This is a genomic window from Streptomyces sp. NPDC054794, from assembly GCF_053611585.1.
Map to the genome: position 1 here is coordinate 78942 of NZ_JBSHAQ010000018.1, position 22432 is coordinate 101373.

General features: G+C 73.4%; 18 protein-coding genes and 1 pseudogene. 13 read left to right on the forward strand and 6 right to left on the reverse strand.

Annotated elements, in window-relative coordinates; all coding sequences use genetic code 11:
• The first annotated feature begins 59 nt into the window (after positions 1 to 59).
• From ACWGKT_RS20635 to ACWGKT_RS20650, 4 genes are all read left to right on the forward strand, one after another.
• The gene (locus ACWGKT_RS20635) at positions 60 to 1013 is read left to right on the forward strand and encodes a LysR family transcriptional regulator (protein ID WP_453274826.1); all 954 of its coding nucleotides are present in this window, start codon (positions 60 to 62) and stop codon (positions 1011 to 1013) included.
• 75 nt (positions 1014 to 1088) lie between these two features.
• Positions 1089 to 1655 (forward strand): PDZ domain-containing protein, encoded by a 567-nt coding sequence (locus ACWGKT_RS20640; RefSeq protein WP_453274827.1) that lies wholly within the window; start codon positions 1089 to 1091, stop codon positions 1653 to 1655.
• 161 nt (positions 1656 to 1816) lie between these two features.
• Entirely contained in the window at positions 1817 to 2944 is a 1128-nt protein-coding gene (locus tag ACWGKT_RS20645; RefSeq protein ID WP_453274828.1) for an aminopeptidase P family protein, read from the forward strand.
• A gap of 54 nt (positions 2945 to 2998) precedes the next feature.
• A complete protein-coding gene (locus ACWGKT_RS20650; RefSeq protein WP_453274829.1) occupies positions 2999 to 3949 on the forward strand; it encodes an aminoglycoside phosphotransferase family protein in 951 nt (316 codons plus the stop codon).
• Positions 3950 to 3988: 39 nt separating this feature from the next.
• Here ACWGKT_RS20650 and treZ read toward each other — a convergent pair whose 3' ends face one another.
• A complete protein-coding gene (gene treZ / locus ACWGKT_RS20655; protein ID WP_453274830.1) occupies positions 3989 to 5734 on the reverse strand; it encodes a malto-oligosyltrehalose trehalohydrolase in 1746 nt (581 codons plus the stop codon).
• 173 nt (positions 5735 to 5907) lie between these two features.
• On the opposite strand from treZ, the gene ACWGKT_RS20660 reads away from it, so the two are divergent.
• The 3 genes from ACWGKT_RS20660 to ACWGKT_RS20670 all read left to right on the forward strand — a co-directional run bounded on the left by ACWGKT_RS20660 (position 5908) and on the right by ACWGKT_RS20670 (position 8418).
• Positions 5908 to 6459, forward strand: a complete 552-nt coding sequence (locus ACWGKT_RS20660) for a DUF1707 and FHA domain-containing protein (RefSeq protein ID WP_356156497.1) — start codon at positions 5908 to 5910, stop codon at positions 6457 to 6459.
• Between the two features lie 175 nt (positions 6460 to 6634).
• Positions 6635 to 7960 carry a M14 family zinc carboxypeptidase gene (locus ACWGKT_RS20665; protein ID WP_453274831.1) on the forward strand — a complete coding sequence of 442 codons (1326 nt, stop codon included), beginning with the start codon at positions 6635 to 6637 and terminating at the stop codon, positions 7958 to 7960.
• A complete protein-coding gene (locus ACWGKT_RS20670) occupies positions 7957 to 8418 on the forward strand; it encodes an SSI family serine proteinase inhibitor (protein ID WP_453274832.1) in 462 nt (153 codons plus the stop codon). The genes ACWGKT_RS20665 and ACWGKT_RS20670 overlap by 4 nt, the downstream gene beginning before the upstream one ends.
• Positions 8419 to 8436: 18 nt before the next feature.
• Here the strand turns inward: ACWGKT_RS20670 and ACWGKT_RS20675 are convergent, their stop codons facing one another.
• Positions 8437 to 9687 (reverse strand): M14 family zinc carboxypeptidase, encoded by a 1251-nt coding sequence (locus ACWGKT_RS20675; protein WP_453274833.1) that lies wholly within the window; start codon positions 9685 to 9687, stop codon positions 8437 to 8439.
• Between the two features lie 220 nt (positions 9688 to 9907).
• Between ACWGKT_RS20675 and ACWGKT_RS20680 the strand changes: the two are divergent.
• Positions 9908 to 10252, forward strand: a pseudogene (locus ACWGKT_RS20680) (LysR family transcriptional regulator substrate-binding protein); the annotation flags it as partial.
• Positions 10253 to 10348: 96 nt separating this feature from the next.
• On the opposite strand, the gene treY reads toward ACWGKT_RS20680, so the two are convergent.
• Together treY and glgX are read right to left on the reverse strand one after the other, a co-directional pair.
• Positions 10349 to 12745: a malto-oligosyltrehalose synthase gene (gene treY / locus ACWGKT_RS20685; protein WP_453274834.1), complete on the reverse strand. Its 2397-nt coding sequence runs from the start codon at positions 12743 to 12745 to the stop codon at positions 10349 to 10351.
• Between the two features lie 144 nt (positions 12746 to 12889).
• Positions 12890 to 14998, reverse strand: coding sequence for a glycogen debranching protein GlgX (glgX, locus tag ACWGKT_RS20690; protein ID WP_453274835.1), 2109 nt, complete (start codon positions 14996 to 14998; stop codon positions 12890 to 12892).
• 194 nt (positions 14999 to 15192) lie between these two features.
• On the opposite strand from glgX, the gene ACWGKT_RS20695 reads away from it, so the two are divergent.
• The 4 genes from ACWGKT_RS20695 (at position 15193) to ACWGKT_RS20710 (ending at position 19590) form a co-directional block, all read left to right on the forward strand.
• Positions 15193 to 16011: a Tat pathway signal sequence domain protein gene (locus ACWGKT_RS20695; RefSeq protein WP_453274836.1), complete on the forward strand. Its 819-nt coding sequence runs from the start codon at positions 15193 to 15195 to the stop codon at positions 16009 to 16011.
• A gap of 71 nt (positions 16012 to 16082) precedes the next feature.
• A complete protein-coding gene (locus ACWGKT_RS20700) occupies positions 16083 to 17405 on the forward strand; it encodes a copper amine oxidase (protein ID WP_356156931.1) in 1323 nt (440 codons plus the stop codon).
• Positions 17406 to 17508: 103 nt separating this feature from the next.
• The gene (locus ACWGKT_RS20705; RefSeq protein ID WP_453274837.1) at positions 17509 to 18756 is read left to right on the forward strand and encodes an SAV2148 family HEPN domain-containing protein; all 1248 of its coding nucleotides are present in this window, start codon (positions 17509 to 17511) and stop codon (positions 18754 to 18756) included.
• A gap of 102 nt (positions 18757 to 18858) precedes the next feature.
• On the forward strand, positions 18859 to 19590 hold the full coding sequence (locus tag ACWGKT_RS20710; RefSeq protein ID WP_356156925.1) for a 3'-5' exonuclease: 732 nt from the start codon (positions 18859 to 18861) through the stop codon (positions 19588 to 19590).
• A gap of 9 nt (positions 19591 to 19599) precedes the next feature.
• Here the strand turns inward: ACWGKT_RS20710 and ACWGKT_RS20715 are convergent, their stop codons facing one another.
• On the reverse strand, positions 19600 to 20532 hold the full coding sequence (locus tag ACWGKT_RS20715) for a DMT family transporter (RefSeq protein ID WP_453274838.1): 933 nt from the start codon (positions 20530 to 20532) through the stop codon (positions 19600 to 19602).
• Positions 20533 to 20626: 94 nt separating this feature from the next.
• Between ACWGKT_RS20715 and ACWGKT_RS20720 the strand changes: the two genes are divergently transcribed.
• Positions 20627 to 21535, forward strand: a complete 909-nt coding sequence (locus ACWGKT_RS20720) for a LysR family transcriptional regulator (RefSeq protein WP_453274839.1) — start codon at positions 20627 to 20629, stop codon at positions 21533 to 21535.
• 23 nt (positions 21536 to 21558) lie between these two features.
• Here ACWGKT_RS20720 and ACWGKT_RS20725 read toward each other — a convergent pair whose 3' ends face one another.
• On the reverse strand, positions 21559 to 22422 hold the full coding sequence (locus ACWGKT_RS20725; RefSeq protein WP_453274840.1) for a phosphotransferase enzyme family protein: 864 nt from the start codon (positions 22420 to 22422) through the stop codon (positions 21559 to 21561).
• Positions 22423 to 22432 lie beyond the last annotated feature (10 nt).

Consider the following 22432-nt stretch of genomic DNA (forward strand, 5'->3'; position numbering starts at 1 on the left):
CCAACGATGATCCGTGCACGGTCGATAAGCGTTCCTGATGGAGTGGAATGCTGTCCGGCATGGACCCGCATCTGCTGCGTACGTACGTCACCGTCGCGCGCCTCGCCTCCTTCTCGGAGGCCGCCCGCGAGCTGGGCTACACCCAGTCCGCGGTGTCGCAGCACATCGCCGCGCTCGAACAGGACCTCGGCACCCCGCTGCTCACCCGCCGCCCCGTCGCGCCCACCGCGGCCGGTGAACGCCTCCTGGACCACGCTCACCCGCTGCTGCTGCGCCTGGACGCGGCCCGCGCGGACGTCCTGCGGCTGGCCGCCGCGCCCGCCCACGGGCTGACCCTCGCCACGACGGCGACCGCGCTCGGGCCCCGCGTGCTCGCCGCGCTCCCCGCCGCGGGCCTGACCCTGCGCGTCCTCGCCCGGGACGAGATCCCGGCCGCGGTCGCCACCGGCGCCGCCGACCTGGGCCTGGTCGACGGAATCGCCGCGCCCAGCGACCCGCTGCGGCTGCCCGACGTCGCGCCGCTGACCGCCCGTGGCGTCACCGAGGAGCCGGTCAGCGTCCTGCTGCCTGCAGCGCATCCGCTCGCCCTTGCGCACCGGCCGAAGGGCGGGGGAGACGCCGCCACCCCGGGACTGAACCTCGTGGACCTGGCCGACGCCCGCTGGCTGGACGCGCCCGACGCGGGGCTGCCGCTGGCCCAGCTGCGCGCGGCGGGCGGCGGCGGGGCCTTCCGTACGGCCCTGCGCTACGAGGGAACCGACGTCCACGCCCTCACCGCCCTCGCCGCCGCGGGCCACGGCCTGACCCTGCTGCCCGACTCGGCGGCCGCCCGGGTACCGGGGGCGGTCGCCGTGCCGCTCACCGCGCCACGGATCGTGCACCGCACGGAGCTGCTGTACGGGGGGACGCCGGGCGGGGCCGCGGCGGCGCTCGTGGAGCGGCTGACCGAGGAGGCCGCCCCCGGCCGAGGCCGCGCGTCCCGTGCCGTGACGCCTATGACTTCCCGCCGTTGACCCTGGGTCAGTCTCACTCGTTCGTGGCTCGTCGTGCCCGCGTGCGCCGGGTAGAGGACCAGCCGGAGGCGAACCATGGAACAGACTGCGTTGCGGCCCAAGCCGATGCCGGGCCAGGAGCGACCGGACGGCGACGGCACACCGGCCCCCGTCCGGCACCCGCACGCCGTGCGCCGGCGCGGCAGGCGCCTGAGGGCCCTGTTGTTCACCCTGTGCGTCGGTACGGTCCTGGTGCTGACCGGGGTCGGACTCGGCACGGTCGGCGCCACGGTGATCGGCATGAGCAGACTCGCCGAACTGCGGCGGCAGACACCCCCGCCGAGCTCGTCCGTCCCGGTGGTGCCCCACGCCGCCGCGCTCCCGTCGCCGGCCCCGGCCGCCGCGACCCTCGGCCTGGAGGCCGTGGACGCCCACAAACCGGGCGCGCTGGTCGTCGGTGTCCATGTGCCCGGGCCGGGCTTCACCGCGGGCCTCGTCCGGGGCGACGTACTCCTCCAGTTCGGCGCCACCCGGGTGGACACCGCCGCCGACCTGGTGCGCGCCGTCGCCCGCGCCCGTCCCGGGGAGCGGGTCACGCTCACCGTGCGTCACGAGAGCGGCGCTTTCCAGCAGTTGACGGTCGTCCCGGGTGTCGTGACCTGACCACCCCGAGACGGCTCGTCGACCCCGGGCCGACCGCAGTCGCGCCGGGAAAACGCCCGGGCACGGGCGGCGGCCGCCGTAACCGGCTCGCGCCGCCCTCCGTGTCCGGGCAGGATGCTGCCCGTGGTCCCTTGTTCCGCACCCGTCCCTCGGAGGCCCGGATGACCGGCAGCGCGCCCGCGCCCTTCACCGCCGACGACTACCGGGCCCGGATGGAGCGTGCCGCGCGCTCCGCCGCCGACGCCGGGCTGGCCGGCCTGCTCGTGGCGCCGGGTCCCGATCTGGTCTGGCTCACCGGGTACACGCCCACCGCGGTCACCGAACGGCTCACCGTGCTCGTCCTGGCCGCGGGGCAGGACCCGGTGCTGGTCGTGCCCACCCTGGAGGCCCCCGACGCCGAGACGGCCGTCGCCGCGCCCGTCCTGACCCTGCGGGACTGGACCGACGGCACGGACCCGTACGCGGTCACGGCCGCCCTCCTCGCCAAGGACGGCCGCTTCGGCATCAGCGACAACGCCTGGGCGATGCACCTGCTCGGCCTCCAGCGGACACTGCCGGACAGCTCCTACACCTCCCTCACCGACGGGCTGCCCATGCTGCGCGCCGTGAAGGACGACGCGGAGCTGGAGCTGCTGGCGGCCGCGGGGGCGGCTGCCGACGCGACGTTCGAGGAGATCCGCAAGCTTCCCTTCGCCGGCCGGCGCGAGTCCGACATCGGCCGCGACCTCGCCGACCTGCTGCGCCGGTTCGGCCACTCCCAGGTCGACTTCACCATCGTGGGCTCCGGGCCCAACGGCGCCAACCCGCACCACGAGGTCGGCGACCGCGTCATCGAGCACGGCGACATGGTCGTCCTCGACTTCGGCGGCCTCCGGGACGGCTACGGCTCCGACACCACCCGCACCGTGCACGTGGGCGAGCCCACGGAGGAGGAGCGCAAGGTCCACGACATCGTCCGCGCGGCCCAGGAGGCGGGCTTCGCGGCGGTGCGGCCCGGCGTCGCCTGCCAGGAGGTCGACCGGGCGGCCCGCACGGTGATCGCCGACGCCGGGTACGGCGAGTGCTTCATCCACCGCACCGGCCACGGCATCGGCGTCACCACGCACGAGCCGCCGTACATGATCGAGGGCGAGGAGCAGCCCCTCGTGCCCGGCATGTGCTTCTCCGTGGAACCCGGCATCTACCTGCCCGGCCGCTTCGGGGTGCGGATCGAGGACATCGTCACGGTGACCGGGGACGGCGGCCGCCGCCTCAACAACACCACGCGCGAGATGGTCATAGTGGACTGAGAGGAGACTCGGGAAACACCCTGGACGAAACCCCCGAACGGCAATGGCGCGACCATGACCCAGGCACCGACACCCACCGCGGACACCGTCAGACGACTGGTCCGCACGCTGCTCAAGGCCGGCGCGGACGGCGCGGCCGACACCGCCGGCCCCGACGTGCGGCCGGTCGCTGAGGGCGGTGCGCACTCCACGTGGTGGGTCGGCACCCGCCATGTGCTGCGCCTGGCCCCCGACCGCGACGCCTCCGCCCGCCGGCGCCGCGAACTGCGCCTGCGCGACCTCGTCCGCCCGCACCTGCCCGTCGCCGTCCCCACCAGCGTGGCGCACGGCGAGTGGGCCCCGGGGCTGGTGTACACGCTCGACATCAAGCTGGCCGGCGGCACGGGCGAGGAGCACGACGTGTCCGCCGTCGGCGAGGCCGACCTGGCCGGACTGCTCACCGGGCTGCGCGAGGTGCCGGTACGGCAGGCCGAGACGCTCGGGGTGCCGCGCACCGCGCCGCGCTCCCTGGAGGCGCTGCGCCGGATGGCCGTGAAGGCCGGTCAACGCCTCGGCGCCGCCGACGAGTTCGATCCGGCCCGGCTGCAGCAGCTCACACCGGCCGGTGCCGCGCAGCTCGCCGCACAGCGCAGTGGCGCGGTACTGGTGCACCACGACCTCAAGGGCGAGCACCTCGTGGTGAGCACCGACGGCCGGGTGCGCGGCGTGCTCGACTGGACCGGCGCGGCCGTCGGCGACCCCGCCGAGGACATCGCCGGGCTCGCCCTCGCCGTCGGCTCCGGCGCAGCCGTCCGCGCCGCCACCCTCGCGGGCTACGGCGTCCGCCCCTGTCTGCGCGGCCTGTGGCTGGCCCGCTGCGACACCGTCATCCGCCTCGGCGACCGCCTGGAAGGCCGCGACACGGGCCCCCTGCCCCTCCTGAGAACCCAGCTGCGCCGCGCCTGGGAGACCATCCTCCTGGAACGCGTGACGGAACTCCGCGACGAGGAGCCGGGCGGGGAGTAGGGGGCCACCCGGCCGGGCGGCCCCCGTCGGGCCCCGCCCTCAGTCCTGCCTCAGCACCACGCACGACTCCCCGGGCAGTCGCAGCATGCCGTCCGGGTCCGGGCCCTGGACCGGGTCCCAGGCGGCCAGGACCTCGGCGGTGCGGGTGCCCAGGGGGATCGCCGCCGGGTCCTTGCCGAGGTTCACGGCCACGCGGACGTCCCCGCGGCGGAAGGCGAGCCAGCGTGCCTCCTCGTCGTAGGCCACCCGGGTGTCGGCGAGGTCGGGGTCGGTCAGGTCCGGCTGCTCGCCGCGCAGGGCGATGAGCCGGCGGTACCAGGCCAGCACGCGCGCGTGGGGCTCACGTTCCGGCTCCGACCAGTCCAGGCAGGAGCGCTCCCGGGTCGCCGGATCCTGCGGGTCGGGCACGTCCTCCTCGGCCCAGCCGTGCTCCGCGAACTCCCGCCGTCTGCCCCGCCGCACCGCCTCGGCGAGCTCCGGATCCGTGTGGTCGGTGAAGAACTGCCACGGCGTGCCCGCGGCCCACTCCTCGCCCATGAACAGCATCGGCGTGAACGGCGCGGTCAGCACCAGCGTGGCCGCGCAGGCCAGCAGGCCGGGGGAGAGGGACTGCGAAAGCCGGTCGCCCTGGGCGCGGTTGCCGATCTGGTCGTGGGTCTGGCTGTAGCCCAGCAGCCGGTGCGCGGCCACCTGCGCCCGGTCCAGCGGACGGCCGTGCCGCCGGCCCCGGAAGCTGGAGTACGTGCCGTCGTGGAAGAAACCGCCGGTGAGCGTCTTGGCGAGGGCCGCGAGCGGAGCGTGCGCGAAGTCGGCGTAGTAGCCCTGCGACTCACCGGTCAGCGCGGTGTGCAGACAGTGGTGGAAGTCGTCGTTCCACTGCCCGTGCAGACCGGTCCCGTGCTCCGCGCGCGCGGTGATGATCCGCGGGTCGTTCAGGTCGGACTCGGCGATCAGGAACAGCGGCCGGCCCAGCTCCTCGGCGAGGTCGTCCACCGCGGCCGACAGCTCTTCCAGGAAGTGGCACGCGCGCGTGTCCCGCAGCGCGTGCACCGCGTCCAGGCGCAGCCCGTCGATCCGGTAGTCGCGCAACCAGGCCAGCGCGCTGTCCACCAGATACGCGCGCACCTCGTCCGAGCCGGGCGCGTCCAGGTTCACCGCCGCACCCCAGGGGGTGTGGTGGGTCTCCGTGAAGTACGGCCCGAACGCCGGCAGATAGTTGCCCGACGGCCCCAGGTGGTTGTGTACGACGTCGAGGACCACGCCCAGGCCGAGCTCGTGCGCCCGGTCCACGAACCGCCGCAGCGCCGCGGGTCCGCCGTACGGCTCGTGCACCGCCCACAGCGAGACGCCCTCGTACCCCCAGCCGTGCTGCCCCGGGAAGGGGCACAGGGGCATCAACTCGACATGCGTGACGCCGAGTTCCACAAGGTGCTCAAGGCGCCCGGCGGCGGCGTCCAGGGTGCCCTCGCGGGTGTACGTCCCCACGTGCAGCTCGTACACCACCGCACCCGGCAGCCCCCGCCCCGTCCACTCGGCACGCCACGCGTACCGCCCGTGGTCCACGACCGCGCTGAGCCCGTCGGGCCCGTCCGGCTGGCGGCGCGAGCGCGGGTCGGGCAGCACGGGGCCGTCGTCCAGTGCGAACCCGTACCGCGTGCCGTCCTCGGCCTCCGCCTCTCCGCTCCACCACCCCACCCGCTCCCCGTCGCGTTCCAACGCGCGCGTGGCGCCCTCGCAATGGAGCGTCACCCGGTCTGCCTGCGGTGCCCACACCTCGAACTGCACGGACGGTTCCCCTTCGTCTGCTCACCGTGATGTAGCTCGTCCATCGTGCCGCGAGCGAGATCAATCCGCTTTTGAATCGTTCCTTTCCCGGCAGGTGTCGCGCGATGTACGCATGCGGCGACCGTTTCCCTGTTTTCTGGACACCCGAGGTTCACTGACCGACAATCACGAGCGTGACGTCGTCCTTCGAGTTCAACACGTACCCCGCGCGATTGTCGGACGCGGAGCGCGACAAGGTGCTGGAGGTGCTCCGGGACGGCGTCGCCATGGGGCGACTCTCGCACGACACGTTCGTGCGGCGCATGGAACTCGCGCTCGCCGCGCGCCGCTCGGACGAACTCGCCGCCCTCACCGCCGACCTCCCGAGGGAGAACCGCCTCTCGCGGGCGCTCTTCGGCACCGTCGAGGCGGTCTCCGGCTTCACCGTACGGCTGCGCAGGGCCTGGCAGGCCGAGCGGCTGCCCAAACTGCTGCTGCCGCAGGCGGCGGGCGGCCATCCGCTGCGCATAGGCCGCGACCCCGCCAACGGGCTGCGCCTGAACCACGAGACGGTCTCCCGCGTGCACGCCGAACTCAGGCGCCAGGGCGGCCTGTGGATCCTCAGGGACCTCGGTTCGACCAACGGCACCACTGTGAACGGGCGTCGTGTGATCGGGGCCACCGTCGTCCGCGAGGGCGACCAGGTCGGTTTCGGCCGGATGGCGTTCCGGCTCGCCGTCCGCTGACGGCCCACCTCGGCCGCGACCGCGGACCAACGCGGTGACATGGCCGAAACAAGGTTGTCGGTCGCGGTGTTGACGTACCCCTGAACTCGTGACTGACTGTGCGTACACCATGCACATCAGGTGAACCGACGGCACCACGTGGAGGTGTGCTCTGCCGCTCCTCCGCTACCCGACCGTGGACGAGCTGGGTGCCCGCGCCGCCGCGCTCGTCACCCGCCGCCCCCAGGACGCTCGGCTGCGCCGCGTCGGCACCTCCCGTGCGGGCACCCCCCTGTGGCTGCTTTCCGTCGGTCACGGCAGTCGCCACGTCCTCGTCGTCGCCGGTCCGCACGCCAACGAGCCGGTCGGCGGAGCCACCGCCCTGCGGCTGGCCGAACGGGCCCTCGCCGACCCCCGGCTCACCGAGGGCGCCGACACCACCTGGAACCTGCTGCTCTGCCTCGACCCCGACGGCTCCCGCCGCAACGAGCGCTGGCTGTGCGGCCCGTACACCCTGGGCCACTACTTCCGGAACTTCTTCCGGCCCGGCTTCCTGGAGCAGCCCGAATGGCTGCCGGAGGGCGCGGACGCCGTCGTCCTGCCGGAGACCCGTGCCCTGCTCGACCTCCAGGACGAGCTGCGGCCCTTCCTCCAGTGCTCGCTGCACGGCGTCGACGTCGGCGGCGGCTTCGTGGAACTCACCCGCGACCTGCCCGGTCTGGCCCGGCGCGTCGCGCACAGCGCGGCCCGTCTCGGCATCCCCCGCGAACTCGGCGCGTACGACACCCTGTACTGGCCGACCGTGGGACCCGCCGTCTACCGGATCCCGCCGCCGCGCCGGGGTGACCTGGCCGCGGCCATCACCGAGGCGGCGGTCGAGTCGACCTGGTTCCACCCGCACCGGTACGGCACGGTGACCGCCATCGTCGAGGCGCCCATGTGGGGCGTCGCCGCGGTCGAGGACGCCTCACCGCCCGCCGACCGGGACGCGGTGCTGCGCACCGTCAGCGCCACGCTGCGGCACGACACGCTGCTCCTGGACGGCGTCCTGGACCGGATCCGGCCCCACCTGGCCGCGGCGCCCGACACCGCGAGCCTGCTCGCGCCGGTGGACGACTATTTACTGGTCTGTCCCGGCCTGGCCGACGCCTGGGACCCCGACACCGACGACGGCCGGGCGCGGCCGCTGCCCGCGCTCAACACCGCCCACCTGGCCGCCCTGCGGATCTCCGGGCGCCGGCTGGCCCTGCGCACCGCCGGGCTGCTGCACCAACTCGTCCGCGGCACCGGCCGGGACCCGGCCGACGCCCTGCCGGACCTGGACCGGCTGATCGACGAGTGGTGCGCGGACTACCGCGACGGCTGCGGGGCGCGCTGGATTCCGGTCGCCCGCCAGGCCGAGTACCAGGCCCGCGTGGTGCTCAGCGCGTTCGAGCTGGCGGACCGGTACGCGCGCGTACGGTCCCGTTCGGGTGAGTCGGGGTGGGGTGCGGAGGCCGCGGTGCCGATGCATCGGGAATGACCTACCTCAGCAAAGCGACGGCCGCCCGGGGCGCCCTGCTCGCGGTGGCCGCCCTCCTCGCCGCGAGCCCGGCCGCCGTGGCCGGTTCGGCGGCCCACGGGGACCTCCGCTCCCGTTCCTGGCTCCACCTCACGGTCACCCAAGGTGAGGTGCTTCCCCCGGCTCTCGCCCCCGTCGGTCCGGGGGACGCCCCGGTCGTCCGGAGCGCCCTCCTGCTGTGCGACCCGCCCCAGGGGCACCCCCACGCGGCCGAGGCCTGCGCCGAACTGGCTGCCGCGGGCGGCGACATCGGGCGCATCCCGCCGCGCGAGGACGCCGTCTGCGCGTTGATCTACGCGCCCGTCACCGCCCGTGCGACCGGGGTGTGGCAGGGCCGGCCCGTCGAGTACCGGGAGACGTTCGCGAACGCGTGCGTGATGACCGCGCGCACGGGGTCGGTCTTCGCACTGGACGACTGAGACGGGCGGGCCGACCGCTCACGCCGCTCGCTCGCGCGCGTGCCGCGCCGCCGCGAGGACCGTGCGGCTCTGGTGCTCCACCTGGTGTTCCACGGGTACCCAACGGGCGCGGAAACGCTCCGCGAAGGCGTCGGACCAGGAGGCGACGAGGTGTTCCAGCCGGGGCGCCGCGCGGTCGTCGGTCTCCTGGAGGACCCGCAGCAGCATCGCCGCCGCCCGCAGCGGCAGCCGGCGCCCGAAGGCGTCCACACTGCCGACGTAGGCCATCGTGGTGTCGACGGGCGGTGTGTGGATCCAGTCCTCGGCCAGTCCCGGAATCAGCTCCAGCGCCCAGCGGGCGGCCCGCAGCAGCGGCCCCTCGACACCGTCCAGCCGCGGCAGCGCCTCGGTCAGCACCCGCTCCACCTCCAGCGCGTCGCGCTGCAGCCGGCCGGCCAGCCGCCGTATCGCCGCCGCCGGGGCGGGATGCTGCGCCGGGTCGTCCACCAGGTCGCTGGCCCACATCGGCACCTCCACCACCGCCGTCAGGCCGCCGTACCGGTGGGCGTGGTACCAGGTGCTGTGCCGGGCGTCGTCCGGCAGGCTCGGGTAGGGCACGCCCGACTCCGGTCCGGGCATCACATGCACGCCGGGCCCCGAGGCGGGCCAGCCCGCGGCGTCCGAGGCGCCCGTCTCCACCGGGATGTTCAGCTCGGCCGCCGACTTGGCGAACGGCTCGGCCAGCCCGGGGACGTCCCTCGTCAACTGGACCCAGCTGCCGCCCAGATCCGTGCCGTGCAGCGTCACCTGGAGGTAGGGCCGCAGTTCGTCGATCACCCCGGTCAGCGCGCGGGTCTCGGGCGGCAGCCGGTCGGGCGGCAGGACCGACGGCGACCACTCCGGCTGCTCCGGGCTGGCGGGGCGGTAGAAGCCGAGGTGGTAGTCGAACAGGCTGCGCGGCGCCGGGGTCACGTGCAGGCTCGCGCCGTCGGGGTCCGCGCAGAGCAGGAAATGCCAGGAGGTGTCGGCGCGCAACTCCCTTTGGCGTGCGACCCGTTCGGCGAGTACGAGGAGCGTGCGGCCCCCGGTCGGCTCGTTGGCGTGGGCGCCCGCCACCACCAGCACGGCCCGCCGGGAGCGGCCCACGGACAGCAGGTGCAGGGGCCTGCCCGCGCGCGAGACCCCCACCTGCCGCAGCCTGCACAGATCCGGTCGCTGATCGGCCAACGCCCGAGCGGTTGCGACCAGTTCGGGAACACTGGGGTAACGCAGCTCCGGCAGGAGACTCACCCCCGACTTGTCAGCCCGGCTTCCCCGTCTTGTCCGCCCGGCTTCGCTCTGCCCAGTCCCCCACGCGTTAGGTGAACTGTCAAGAAGGGTGAGGGGGAGGCTCCAGGGGGCGCCCGGGTGCATTCACGCCGGGCGCACCGGTCACTGCTGGTGCAGGCCGCGTCCGGCGAGCGTCAGGAACGTCTCGCCGACCGCCTCCGACAGCGTGGGGTGCGGGTGGATGTGCTGGCCCGGCGAGGAGGAACTCGTCCTCGTGGTGCCCTTGGACGACCGCCTCGCGGGCCGTACGCCGGTGAAGCTGCCGGAACTCGCGGACCGCGCCTGGATCCGCTGCGCCATGGAACCCGTCGTCCACGGCGAGCGCTTCCTCGACCGGACCTGCGGACAGGTCGGCTTCGAGCCGGCCACCGCAGTGCGCACCGAGCACACCTCCACGGCGGTGCGCACGGCCGCCGCCGGGGTCGGGGTGTGCGTGGCGCCCTCGCACATCGTGCGTGGGGCCGTAGGCGAGGACTGTGTGGTCCTCACCACCGACCCGCCCTGGAAGCGTGCCCTCACCGTCCACGCGCGCGTGCCCCCCACCGGCGCGGCCGAGGCCTTCGTGGACATCCTGCGCGAGGCATGGCCGTCCCCGGGCGCCACGGCCGGCAGAGCGAGCCCCTCAGTCCGCGTCGCCGACCCGTTCCAGCAGCGCCACCGGCAGTGGCCCGAGCAGGTCCACCACGCGCGCGTGCCCCGTGAACTCCCGCTCCGGAGCCAGCACATCGGCCCAGCGCCCCGGCGGCAGCGGCAGGAGCGTGTCCCGCCAGCCGCCCGCCTCCGCCAGCCGCAGCGACAGCCGCGTCACGGCCGTGACCACCTCCCCGGAGCGCGCGAACGCCACGCAGTGCCCCGCGGCCGGGCCCCGCGCCGTCAGCGGGGCGTACGTCGCCCTGTCACCGAAGACCTCGGGCCGCCGGGCCCGCAGCCGCAGCGCGGCCATCGTCACCCCGGCCTTCGCATCGGCTCCACCGGCATCGGCTGCGCCGGCCTCGCCCTCACCGGCCCCCTCGGGCGGGAACCGCACCGGACGCCGGTTGTCCGGATCCACCAGCGCCCGGTACTCGCTCTCCGTGCCCTGGTACACGTCCGGTACCCCGGGCATCGTCAGATGGACCAGGGCCGTGCCCAGGACGTTGGCCCGGACGTGTTCCTCCAAGGAGCTCCGGAAGGCCGCCACACGCTCGCCGGGCGCCCCGCACGGCCCCGCCGCGACGAACGCCGCCACCGCCTCCTCGTAGGGCGGCTCCTGCTCCGTCCAGCTCGTGTACAGACCGGCCTCGCGCACATGCTTCAGCAGGGCGCCCTGGACCCGCTCCGCGGCCGCCGGGCCGAGCCCGAACACCGTCTGCCAGGCCGCCCAGGCCAGCTGCGCGTCCGGCACGCCCGCGCCGTCGCGGGTCACCTCGGCGAGCACGTCCGCCCAGCGCCCCGGGCACTCGGTCAGCACGGCCAGCGCCGCCCGCACGTCGGCGCTGCGCTTGGTGTCGTGCGTCGTCACCACCGTGCCGGTGGCCGGCCAGTCGCGCTGCACGCGCGCGCAGTACGCGTGGAAGTCCTGCGGGGACACGGCCGGGCGGCCCGGTTCGCCGCCCACCTCGGTGGCCGACAGCAGCGGCACATAGCGGTAGAACGCCGTGTCCTCCACGGACTTGGCGCGCAGCGCCGACGAGGTCTGCGCGAACCGGGCGCGGAACTCGGCGAGCTCCGGCCCGTGCCCGGCGTCCCCGACCAGCAGCCCGCGCACGACGTCGACCACCTCGGCCTCCTCGGGCACGACGAAGGCCCGCCGGGCCTCCTCGGCTGCCTCCTCCGTGACGACGCAGGCCACGTCACCGGAGGCGTAGGGCCGGTACACGCGCAGCCGGACCAGCAGTTCCTCCAGTGCCGTCCGCAGCGCCCAGGGGGCACGGTCGCGCAGTGCCGGGTCCGGCGAGCCGGCGCACAGGCGGTGCGCCACCCGGGTCAGCCGCTCCGTCTCGGCGGCCAGCTCGTGCGTGATCACCTTGTACGCCGCCCGGCGCACCGTGGCCTCCCAGTCACCGCCCCGGTCGGTCTGCGGGGCCGCGAACCGCCGGTACCGGCCGCGGAGTTCACCGGCCCCGGCGGGGTCCGTGAACAGGCCGTCGACCTGCCGCAGGGCGTCGTAACCGGTGGTGCCCGCGACCGGCCAGGAGGCCGGCAGGTGCTCGTCGTCGGCCAGGATCTTCTCCACGACCGTCCAGCGTCCGCCGGTCGCCTCGTGCAGCCTGGCCAGGTAGCCGTCGGGGTCGGCGAGCCCGTCCGGATGGTCGATGCGCAGCCCGTCGACCACGCCCTCGTGCAGCAGCTGAAGGATCTTGCCGTGCGTGGCCTCGAAGACCTCGGGGTCCTCCACCCGCACGCCGACGAGCTCCGAGATGCTGAAGAAACGCCGGTAGTTGAGTTCCGTACGGGCCAGCCGCCACCACGCCGGGCGGTACCACTGGGCGTCCAGGAGCTGCGGCAGCGGAAGCTCCTCGGTGCCCTCCCGGAGGGGGAGGACGTGGTCGTGGTAGCGCAGGACGTCGCCGTCGACCACCAGCCGGCCCAGCTCCGCGCCGAGCGGGCCGCCGAGCACCGGGAGCAGCACCCGGCCGTCCTGGGCCTCCCAGTCGATGTCGAACCAGCGCGCGTACGGCGACTTGGGGCCCTCCCGCAGTACCTCCCACAGGGCGCGGTTGTGCCGCGGGACCATGGCCATGTGGTTGGGCACGATGTCCACCACCAGGCCGAGACCGTGCTCCCGAGCGGTGCGCGACAGCGCGCGCAGGCCGTCCTCACCGCCCAGTTCGTCGCGCACGCGCGCGTGGTCCACGACGTCGTAGCCGTGCGTGGAGCCCGGGACGGACTCCAGGACGGGGGACAGGTGCAGGTGCGAGACCCCGAGCGACGCCAGGTACGGGACGGCCGCCGCGGCGGCCGCGAACGGGAACTCGGGCTGCAGCTGCAACCGGTAGGTCGCCGTCGGCACCACCGGATCGGGTCGCTCAGATGTCATGCAGACCTACGTACCCATCCCGCCGCCCTTCGTGTCATCACCTCCGGCACACGGCCCACGCACGCGACCGGGATTCGAGCGAGGCCCGGGCACACGACCTACGGGCGCGACCGGGATTCGAGCGAGCCCCCGGCCGCGCCACCTCTAGGCGGGCCGCTGCAGCACCGTCAGGCTGCGGTCCACCAGGGTCAGTCGTTCCCCGGCCTGCACCTTCGGGCCCGTGCCGGGCGGTACGCCGTCGACGCGGGCCGTGTCGGCCACGACCTGCCACTGCCGGCCGTGGTCGACCGGTACGACGAAGTCCAGCGGCTTCGGTGAGGCGTTGAACATCAGCAGGAAGGAGTCGTCGCCGATGCGCTCCCCGCGCGGCCCGGGTTCGGAGATGGCGTTGCCGTTCAGGAACACCGTGAGCGCAGAGGCCTGCGCCGAGTCCCAGTCCCGCTGCGTCATCTCGCGCCCCTGCGGGGTGAACCAGGCGATGTCCGACAGCTCGTCGTGGGTCCCCTCCACCGGCCGGCCGTGGAAGAAGCGCCGCCTGCGGAAGACCGGGTGGTCCCTGCGCAGCCACACCATCGCGCGCGTGAAGTCCAGCAGGCCGGCCCCGTCCTCGGGCCACTGGAGCCAGGACACCTCGTTGTCCTGGCAGTACGCGTTGTTGTTGCCGCGCTGGGTGCGCGCGAACTCGTCCCCGTGGCTGATCATCGGCACGCCCTGGGACAGCATCAGCGTCGCGACGAAGTTCCGCATCTGGCGGGCCCGCAGCTCCCGCACGTCCGGGTCGTCGCTGTCGCCCTCGACCCCGCAGTTCCAGGACCTGTTGTGGCTCTCGCCGTCCCGGTTGTCCTCTCCGTTGGCGCTGTTGTGCTTGTCGTTGTACGACACCAGGTCGTGCAGCGTGAATCCGTCGTGGCAGGTCACGAAGTTGATGGAGGCCAGCGGACGCCGCCCGTCCGACTGGTACAGGTCCGAGGACCCGGTCAGCCGGGACGCGAACTCCGCCAGCGCGCGCGGCTCGCCCCGCCACAGGTCCCGTACCGTGTCGCGATACTTGCCGTTCCACTCGGTCCACAGCGGCGGGAAGTTGCCCACCTGGTACCCGCCCTCGCCCACGTCCCACGGCTCGGCGATCAGCTTCACCTGGGAGACCACCGGGTCCTGCTGCACCAGGTCGAAGAACGAGGACAGCCGGTCCACCTCGTGGAACTGCCGGGCGAGCGTCGCCGCGAGGTCGAAGCGGAAGCCGTCGACGTGCATCTCGGTGACCCAGTAGCGCAGCGAGTCCATGATCAGCTGGAGCACGTGCGGGGACCGCATGAGCAGCGAGTTCCCGGTGCCCGTGGTGTCCGTGTAGTAGCGGGGGTCGTCGGCGAGGCGGTAGTAGGAGGGGTTGTCCAGGCCCCGGAAGGACAGCGTCGGGCCCAGGTGGTTGCCCTCGGCGGTGTGGTTGTAGACCACGTCCAGGATGACCTCGATGCCGGCCTCGTGCAGCGCCCGGACCGCCGACTTGAACTCCAGGACCTGCTGGCCGCGGTCGCCCCAGGAGGCGTAGGCGTTGTGCGGGGCGAAGAAGCCGATGGTGTTGTAGCCCCAGTAGTTGTTCAGGCCCATGTCGACCAGGCGGTGGTCGTTGACGAACTGGTGCACCGGCATCAGCTCCAGGGCCGTGACGCCGAGCTCCGTCAGGTGCTCGATGACCGCCGGGTGCGCGAGCGCCGCGTAGGTGCCGCGCAGTTCCTCGGGCAGCCCCGGGTGGCGCATGGTCAGGCCCTTCACATGGGCCTCGTAGATCACCGTGTGGTGGTACTCGGTGCGCGGCCGGCGGTCGTCGCCCCAGTCGAAGTACGGGTTGATCACGACCGACGTCATGGTGTGCGGCGCCGAGTCCAGGTCGTTGCGCCGCTCCGGGGTGTCGAAGTGGTAGCCGTACACCTCCTCGCCCCAGCGGATCGAGCCGCTGACCGCCTTCGCGTACGGGTCGAGGAGCAGCTTCGCGGAGTTGCAGCGCAGGCCGCGCCCGGGGTCGTACGGGCCGTGCACCCGGAACCCGTACCGCTGCCCCGGCATGACGCCCGGCACGTACGCGTGCCGTACGAAGGCGTCGCTCTCGCGCAGTTCCACCGCCGTCTCCGAGCCGTCGTCGTGCAGCAGACACAGCTCTACTCGGTTCGCGGCCTCCGTGTAGACCGCGAAGTTGGTCCCGGCACCGTCGTACGTGGCACCGAGCGGATACGCCTCTCCAGGCCAGACCTGCATGGATACGACTCTTCCAGGTGTCCCGCGCCGCCGGGGGTCCCTTGGCTCCGAGTCTGCCGGAAAGTGATGGAACCCCCTGTGACTTATGCCCCTCTTAGCGGGCGACCAGTGCACACCGCGACGAGAGCGACCGCGTGTGCCGAACCAGTGGGGCAGACACGTACTCCCGGGGACAGGGGGAGTAGGGGGAAGATGTGCGCAAGATAGTGCACCGCCATCTGGGCAAGGTGGTGGCCGGTGCGGCCATAGCGGTGGCCGGGACCGCCGTCATGGTGGGGATCACCCTGCCGGGCACCGCGGGAGCCGATGATTCGGGCGGCAGCGGCCAGAACGCCCGGTCCGCGCAGCAGGCGGGACAGGAGCAGGGCCAGGGCGGCGTGCGGCCCGGCGTCGTCGAGCAGGCACCGGCCGCGGGCAAGACGGGCAAGGGCCGTGACCCGCTGACCGATGACGAGATCTCGCGGGTCGAGAAGATCGCGGTGAACCGTCAGCTGCTCAATTCGAGCGAGAACGTCGACGGGGACCACGGTCCGCAGCGGCTCAGCGTCGACCTCGCCGATCCCGACGCCGACGAGGTGGACGACCCGAACGCGCCGCGTCGGGCCGACGTCACCTTCTACGACTACAAGACCGACACCCTTGTCACCAAGATCGTCGATCTGGCGACGGGGAAGGTCGAGCAGACCTCCACGCAGCACGGCGTCCAGCCGCCGCTGACGCGCGCGGAGAACGCCGAGGCGGCGAACCTCCTGATCGCCGACCCGCTGGGCGCGGGCCTCAAGGCCGACTACAAGGACGCCACCGGCCAGGAGCTCACCTCGGCGGACCAGCTGCTGCTCAACGGCGCGGTCTACCGCGCGACTGCGGGGGCCCAGCCCGCCGCGCTGGACAAGTGCGGCGAACACCGCTGCGTGCGGCTGTTCCCGAAGGTCAAGAACGGCGCGTGGATCGACGCCAGGTCGCTGATCATCGACCTGAGCGCGCGCAAGGTCGCCAAGCTCGACCGCGGCTGAGCCGCCGCCCGGCCGTAGGCCCTTCAGCTCACCTTTCCGACTTGCTCCTCATGCTAGGGAGTCATCTCTTCATGCGCGTGAACAGAATCAGCCGTGCCCGCAGGCGGACGGCCGTGGGCCTGTCCGTGGCCGCGCTGGCCGCCGGCGCGACGACCGGCGCGGGACCGGCCGTCGCCCAGCCGAAGACCGCCGGCTCGGCCGCCACCGCCGAGTGCAGCGCCGCTTACCAGATCGAGCAGAAGCTCTCCACCGGTACGACCTGGCGGATGTGCTGGCGCTACGACAGCAAGGCCGGGCTCGTCCTGGAGAACGTCTCGTACCAGCCCAAGGGCGAGGCCAAGCCGATCCACGTCCTCAACAGCGCCCGGCTCGGCCAGATCGACGTGCCCTACGACGACGGCAGCGTCGAGTACGACGACCTGACGGGCTTCGGCTTCGCGCAGGGCCTGGTGAACCTGGCACCGGGCGAGTGCCCCGGCGGCACCATCAAGAGCGTCAAGGTCCCCGAGGCCTGGGACCCGCAGCACCCGAACGTCAACGGCCTGTGCACCACGACCCGTTCCCGCGGTCACGCCTACCGCATGCAGGGCAACAGCGCGAACAAGGTCTACCAGGCCCAGGGCAAGGACCTGCTCGTCTACACCGTCAACCAGGTCGGCTGGTACGAGTACATGACGGAGTGGCGCTTCCAGGACGACGGCACGATCAACATGAACGTCGGCGCCACCGGCAGCCTCTCCTACGAGGACTACGACGCCGGTGACGGCCGCGGCTGGCCCATCGGCAAGGGCGCCAAGGCCTACGCCACCAGCCACAGCCACAACGTCTTCTGGCGGCTGGACTTCGGCCTCGACGGCTCCTCCAAGGGCAAGGTCGAGCAGTACGACTCCGCGGTCACCGCGCCGCGGCCCGGCCAGGAGGCCCCGACCAACAAGACCACCCGCACCAAGGTCACCAAGGAACTCGCGGGCGACGCCAAGACCTACCGCTGGTGGCGGATGGTCAGCGCCACGGGCAAGAACAAGGACGGGCACGCGCGCTCGTACGAGATCGTCCCCGGGCCCACCACCAAGTACCCGGGGCGCAGCTTCACCAAGCACGACGTGTACTTCACCGAGTACAACAAGTGCGAGCAGTTCGCCAGCAACAATCCGGGCAACTGCCCGGCCGGGGCGGGCAAGTCCGTCGACAAGTGGGTCAACGGGCAGACCCTCACGCACCCGATCGTCTGGATGAATGTCGGCTTCCACCACATCGCCCGGGACGAGGACCAGCAGCCCATGCCGGTCCACTGGCAGGGATTCTCCATCGCTCCGCGCGACGTCACGGCTATGAATCCGCTCACTCCGGACGAGCTCGCCTGGCAGAACGGCCACTGGCGGCCCCGCAGTTGAGAAAACGACCTGTCCATCCGGCTGCACCGTCGACCGCTTGCGGAGTACCCTTCCTTGATCGTTGAGACGGGGAGAGCTCGGGGGAGCGGAAGGCGGTGCACGGGTGGGCTCGGGAGGGCTGGAGCTGCCCCCTGGTGACGAGGGTCACGAGGGGAACTCCACGGAGGTCCCGCCCGGCGCGGTGTCCCTGGCGCGGCCCATGGACGCCGGGGCCATCGGGCCGGAACTGGACTGGGACGCCGACGCCTGGCTCGAAGTGCGTACGCGCGCACAGCGGGCCGGCCGGGCCTACATCTGGCTGAACCTCGTCGAACAGCGGTTGCGCGCGGTCGTGGCCGCTGTTCTGCGTCCCATCTACGAACCCGTCCACGGCGACGACTGGGTGGTCGCCGCGGCCGGTCCCGCCGGGCAGGAGTGGGTCCAGCGCGCGGTCGCCGTGCGCGAGGTCAGCCGCCGCAAGGGCTATCTGCTCGACCCGGCCGACGACAACGTCATCAGCTTCCTCACGCTGCCGCAGCTGCGCGAGCTGATGGTGCAGCACTGGCCCTGCTTCGAGCCCTACTTCGACGAACGCCGGGACGTCGAACTCGCCCTGGACGAACTGGAAGTCACCCGCAACGTCGTCTCCCGCAACCGGGCCCTGTCCGAGGCCGTCCTCAACCAGGCCGAACGGGCCTCGGCCCGGCTCCTGGAGATGCTCGGCTCGGGCGGCGACGTCCCCTCCGCGCGCCGGCTGCCCGTCGACGCGGTCGAGGACCTGGTCGGCGACCGGTACGCGGACGTCGTGGCCGTGCACTCCGACCGGGTGCGGCTGATGCGCCAGTTCCCCGCCGAGGACCTGTTCGGCGGCGCCCGCCGCCTCGACGCCATCGGCATCGGCCTGAACCTGCTCGTGCAGAACTTCTCCGGCCGGCGGCTGGTGCGGCTCGCCGAGTCCGGCTGCCGGGTGCGGCTGCTGTTCCTCAACCCGGCCTCCAGCGCGGTCAAGCGTCGCGAGCGCGAGCTCGGGATGAAACGGGGCGAACTCAGCCGCTCCGTCGAGATGAACATCCTGCACATGCGCCGGGTGCGGTCCCGGCTGCGCGATCCCGGCGCCTTCGAGATCCAGGTGTACGACGAGACGCCCCGCTTCACCGCCTACCTCGTGGACGGCGACGGCGCGGACGGCGTCGCCGTGGTGCAGTCCTATCTGCGCGGGGCGCGGGGGATGGAGTCGCCGGTGCTGGTGCTGCGCAACGGAAGCCGCGTGGTCAAGTCGGGCGATGTGCCCGGAGCGGACGAAGGGGGTCTCTTCCCGACATACCGCGAGGAATTCGAGTTCACCTGGGCTGATTCACGGCCTGTGTCCTGAACTGTCGGGGCGGACAAACGGAACGCGATCCTCGGATTGTCAGTGGCGCATGCGATGGTGGAGATCACTGGGGGAAAGCACCACCAAGAAGGGGGGCCGCCCATGGGCTGGCACCAGGAGCTGCTCGCCGGCTTCGACCTGGAGACGACCGGGACCGATCCGCGCGAGGCACGCATCGTCACGGGGGCCGTGATCGAGATCCGGGCCGGGCAGCCCGTGGGACGGCGGGAGTGGCTCGCCGACCCGGGCGTGGAGATCCCGGCCGACGCGGTGGCGGTGCACGGCATCAGCAACGAGCGCGCGGCGGCCGAGGGCCGCCCGGCCGACCAGGTCGCGGACGCCATCGCGGACGTCCTCGCGGGCTACTGGAAGACGGGCGTGCCCGTCGTCGCCTACAACGCCGCCTTCGACCTCACCCTGCTCTCCGCCGAACTGCGGCGGTACGGCCTGCCGTCGCTGTCCGACCGCCTCGGCGGCATCGACCCGGCACCGGTCGTCGACCCGTACACGATCGACCGCCGGGTCGACCGCTACCGCCGCGGCAAGCGCAACCTCGAAGCGGTCTGCGCGGAGTACGGCGTCGCGCTCGACTCCGCCCACGACGCCGCGGCCGACGCCCTCGCCGCGGCCCGCCTGGCCCGCGCGATAGCCGACCGCCACCCCAAGATCGCGGCCCTCGGCCCGGCGGAGCTGCACCGCCGTCAGATCGGGTGGTACGCCGAGTGGGCGGCGGACTTCCAGAAGTTCCTGCGCGGCAAGGGGGACGCGGACGCGGTGGTGGACGGCGTGTGGCCGCTGCGTGAGCCGGTGAACCTGGCGGACGAGAAGGTCTGAGCCGGGCGGTCACACCGACGCGGGGTTGCCGACGGCTTCGACGGACCCGGCGGCCTCGACGGCTCCGGCCGTCCGGTGGGTGCGTTCCACGGCCTGGCCCCAGTACGTGCCGGTGACCATCAGGGCCGCGCCCAGGGCGGTGAGCGGGGTGAGGCGTTCGCCGCCGAGGACGATGCCCACCGCCGCCGCCCAGACCGGCTCGGTGCCGAGCAGCAGACTGGCCCGGCTCGCGGAGGTGCGCTGCACCGCCCAGGTTTGGACGAGGAACGCGAACACGCTGCAGAAAAGGGCGAGATAGACCAGCTGCGTCCAGGTCGCCGCATCCGCGTGGGCCAGTGCCGGAAGGTCGCGGGCGGCGGGGGCGAGGAACAGTGCCGTGCCGACCAGGGTCTGGATCGCCGTCAGATGCAGGGGGCGGATCGACCGGCCCGCGGTGAGTCGGCCGACGAGGGCCACGTGGACCGCCCGGACGCAGGCCGCGGCGAGCATCAGCAGGTCCCCGAGGCGCGGCGCCCGGAAGCCGTTGCCCCACATCAGCAGACCGACCGCCAGGACACACACGCCGGCCGCGGCGAAGAAGACGGGCGGCGGACCGCCGCGGCGGCCGGCGCGGTCGAGGAGCGGGGTGAGCACGATGGTGAGGCTGATGATCAGGCCCGCGTTGGCGGCCGTGGTGTGGGCGACGCCGTAGGTCTCCACGACCAGGACCGCGGCCTGGGTGAGGCCGAGCGGCAGCCCGGCCCGGACCTCGTCGCGGGTCCACCGCGGCCCGCCCCGGGCGGCGACGAGAGCGAGACAGGGGAGCGCGGCGAGGGCGTAGCGCGCGAACAGGACGAGGAGGACGGGCAGGGCGGCCGCGGCTGTCTGGGCGGACAGATAGCTGGAACCCCAGACGAGCGCGACCAGGAGAAGTACCGCGTCGGTACGGCGGGCGTCGGTCACCCGCCCACGGTGCGCCGACGGAGTATCTGAAGCCCAGGACCACTTTCTTAAACGATCTTTTAGGGAGGCTACATGGTCGTCCTAGACTGACGGCGTGGACGAACGGCAGTTGAGGATCCTGCGGGAGCTGGGCGAGCTGGGCAGCGTCACCGCGGTGGCCGAGGCACTGCTGGTGACCCCCTCGGCGATCTCGCAGCAGCTGCGGCTGCTCCAGCGCGCGATCGCCGTGCCGCTGACCGAACGGCACGGGCGGCGCCTGGTGCTCACCGACGCCGGGCAGGCGCTGGCGGACGCGGCCGTCGGGGTGGAGTCGGCGCTGGCCCGGGCCCGGCACGCGGTCGAGGAGTTCGTCGGCAGGCCGGACGGCGAGGTGTCGGTGGCGGCGTTCCACAGCGCGGGCGCGGCCCTCTTCCCGTTGCTGCTTCGCGGACTCGCCGGGCCGGACGCGCCGGGGGTGGCGCTCGCCGACGAGGACGTGCCGCAGGAGGACTTCCCGAGGCTGACCCGCGTGTACGACCTCGTCCTCGCCCACCGCCTGGACCACGCCCCGCCCTGGCCGCGCACGGTGACCGCGACCACCCTGCTGCGCGAGCCGCTCGACGTGGCGATGCCGGCCGGGCATCCGCTCGCCGCCAAGCGACGGGTGACGCCGCGCGACGTCGCCGACCAGCCGTGGATCACCGTGCACGACGGGTTCCCGGTCCTGGCCACCATCGAGGCCATCGCCGCGGCGGCCGGCCGACGGCTCCATCTGGCCCATCGCATCAACGAGTTCGCGGTGGTCGCCGAGGTCGTCGCCGCCGGGGGCGGGATCGCGCTGATGCCGCGCTTCACCGTGCGCCGACATCCGGCGCTGGTCCTGCGGCCGCTCAGCGGCGTCCGGGCCACCCGGCACATCGACGTCCTGTGCCGCCCCGAGCGCACGGCGAGAAAGGCGGTCCGCACGGTCCTGGCGGAACTGGGGCGAGCGGCACGCACCATCCAGGGCGAGGCGACCGCCTGAGGGGCGCGTGGCTCAGGAGCGGCTCAGAACGGATACCACCGCACCGTCTCGTCCCCGTCCCGCAGGGATGCCACCCGGCGCCGGAACTCCTCCAGCGTCTTGGGGTCGGCCGGGGCGTGCTGGGCGACCCAGGCGCAGCTGGCCGTCTCGCGGGCTCCGCGCAGCACCGAGCAGCCCTCCCAGGCGCGCACGTCCCAGCCGTAGGCCTCGGTGAAGGAGTCGTAGGCCTCGGCGGGCAGGCCGTAGCGGTCCCTGGAGAGGGCCATGACCACCAGGTCGTGCTCGCGCAGGTCGGCGGAGAAGGTCTCCAGGTCGACCAGGACCGGCCCGTCGGGGCCGATGTGCACATTGCGGGGCAGCGCGTCGCCGTGGATCGGGCCCGGCGGCAGCCGGGGCGTCAGCGCGGCCGCGGCCGCCGCGAAGCCGTCCCGGCGCTCGCGCAGGTAGGCGGCGTCCGCCGGGTCGATCGCGTCGCCCGCGAGCCGCAGCCAGCGCTCCACCCCGCCCAGCAGCTCGCGGGGCGGTAGGTCGAAGGAGGGGGCGGGAAGCGCGTGCACGAGCCGGAGCAGTTCGGCCAGATCCCGTGGCTCGGCGGGCCGTACGGGCTCGGGGAGCCGGTGCCAGACGGTCACCGGGTGCTCCTCCACCAGCAGTGGTACGGGCTCGGCCGCCCGTACCGCCGGCACGCCCGCCTCGGCCAGCCATCCGGCGATCTCCAGCTCGCGCCGGGCCCGGTCCAGGAGTTCGGCGTCGCGGCCCACCTTGACCACCAGGTCACCGGCGGCGAACACCGCGTTCTCGCCGAGGGCGAGGAGCCGCGCGTCCGCTGCCGGGCCCGGCAGCACGTCCGCAGAGGCCAGCACGTTCCGCGCCCGTGCCTCGTCCATCGTCCGCCTC

Excerpts from the sequence above, each read along its gene's own strand:
- ACWGKT_RS20635 (WP_453274826.1), top strand. The coding sequence starts at position 60 with ATGGACCCGCATCTGCTGCGTACGTACGTCACCGTCGCGCGCCTCGCC.
- ACWGKT_RS20640 (WP_453274827.1), top strand. The coding sequence starts at position 1,089 with ATGGAACAGACTGCGTTGCGGCCCAAGCCGATGCCGGGCCAGGAGCGA.
- ACWGKT_RS20645 (WP_453274828.1), top strand. The coding sequence starts at position 1,817 with ATGACCGGCAGCGCGCCCGCGCCCTTCACCGCCGACGACTACCGGGCC.
- ACWGKT_RS20650 (WP_453274829.1), top strand. The coding sequence starts at position 2,999 with ATGACCCAGGCACCGACACCCACCGCGGACACCGTCAGACGACTGGTC.
- ACWGKT_RS20670 (WP_453274832.1), top strand. The coding sequence starts at position 7,957 with ATGACCTACCTCAGCAAAGCGACGGCCGCCCGGGGCGCCCTGCTCGCG.
- treY (WP_453274834.1), bottom strand. The coding sequence starts at position 12,745 with ATGACATCTGAGCGACCCGATCCGGTGGTGCCGACGGCGACCTACCGG.
- glgX (WP_453274835.1), bottom strand. The coding sequence starts at position 14,998 with ATGCAGGTCTGGCCTGGAGAGGCGTATCCGCTCGGTGCCACGTACGAC.
- ACWGKT_RS20700 (WP_356156931.1), top strand. The coding sequence starts at position 16,083 with ATGCGCGTGAACAGAATCAGCCGTGCCCGCAGGCGGACGGCCGTGGGC.
- ACWGKT_RS20710 (WP_356156925.1), top strand. The coding sequence starts at position 18,859 with ATGGGCTGGCACCAGGAGCTGCTCGCCGGCTTCGACCTGGAGACGACC.
- ACWGKT_RS20725 (WP_453274840.1), bottom strand. The coding sequence starts at position 22,422 with ATGGACGAGGCACGGGCGCGGAACGTGCTGGCCTCTGCGGACGTGCTG.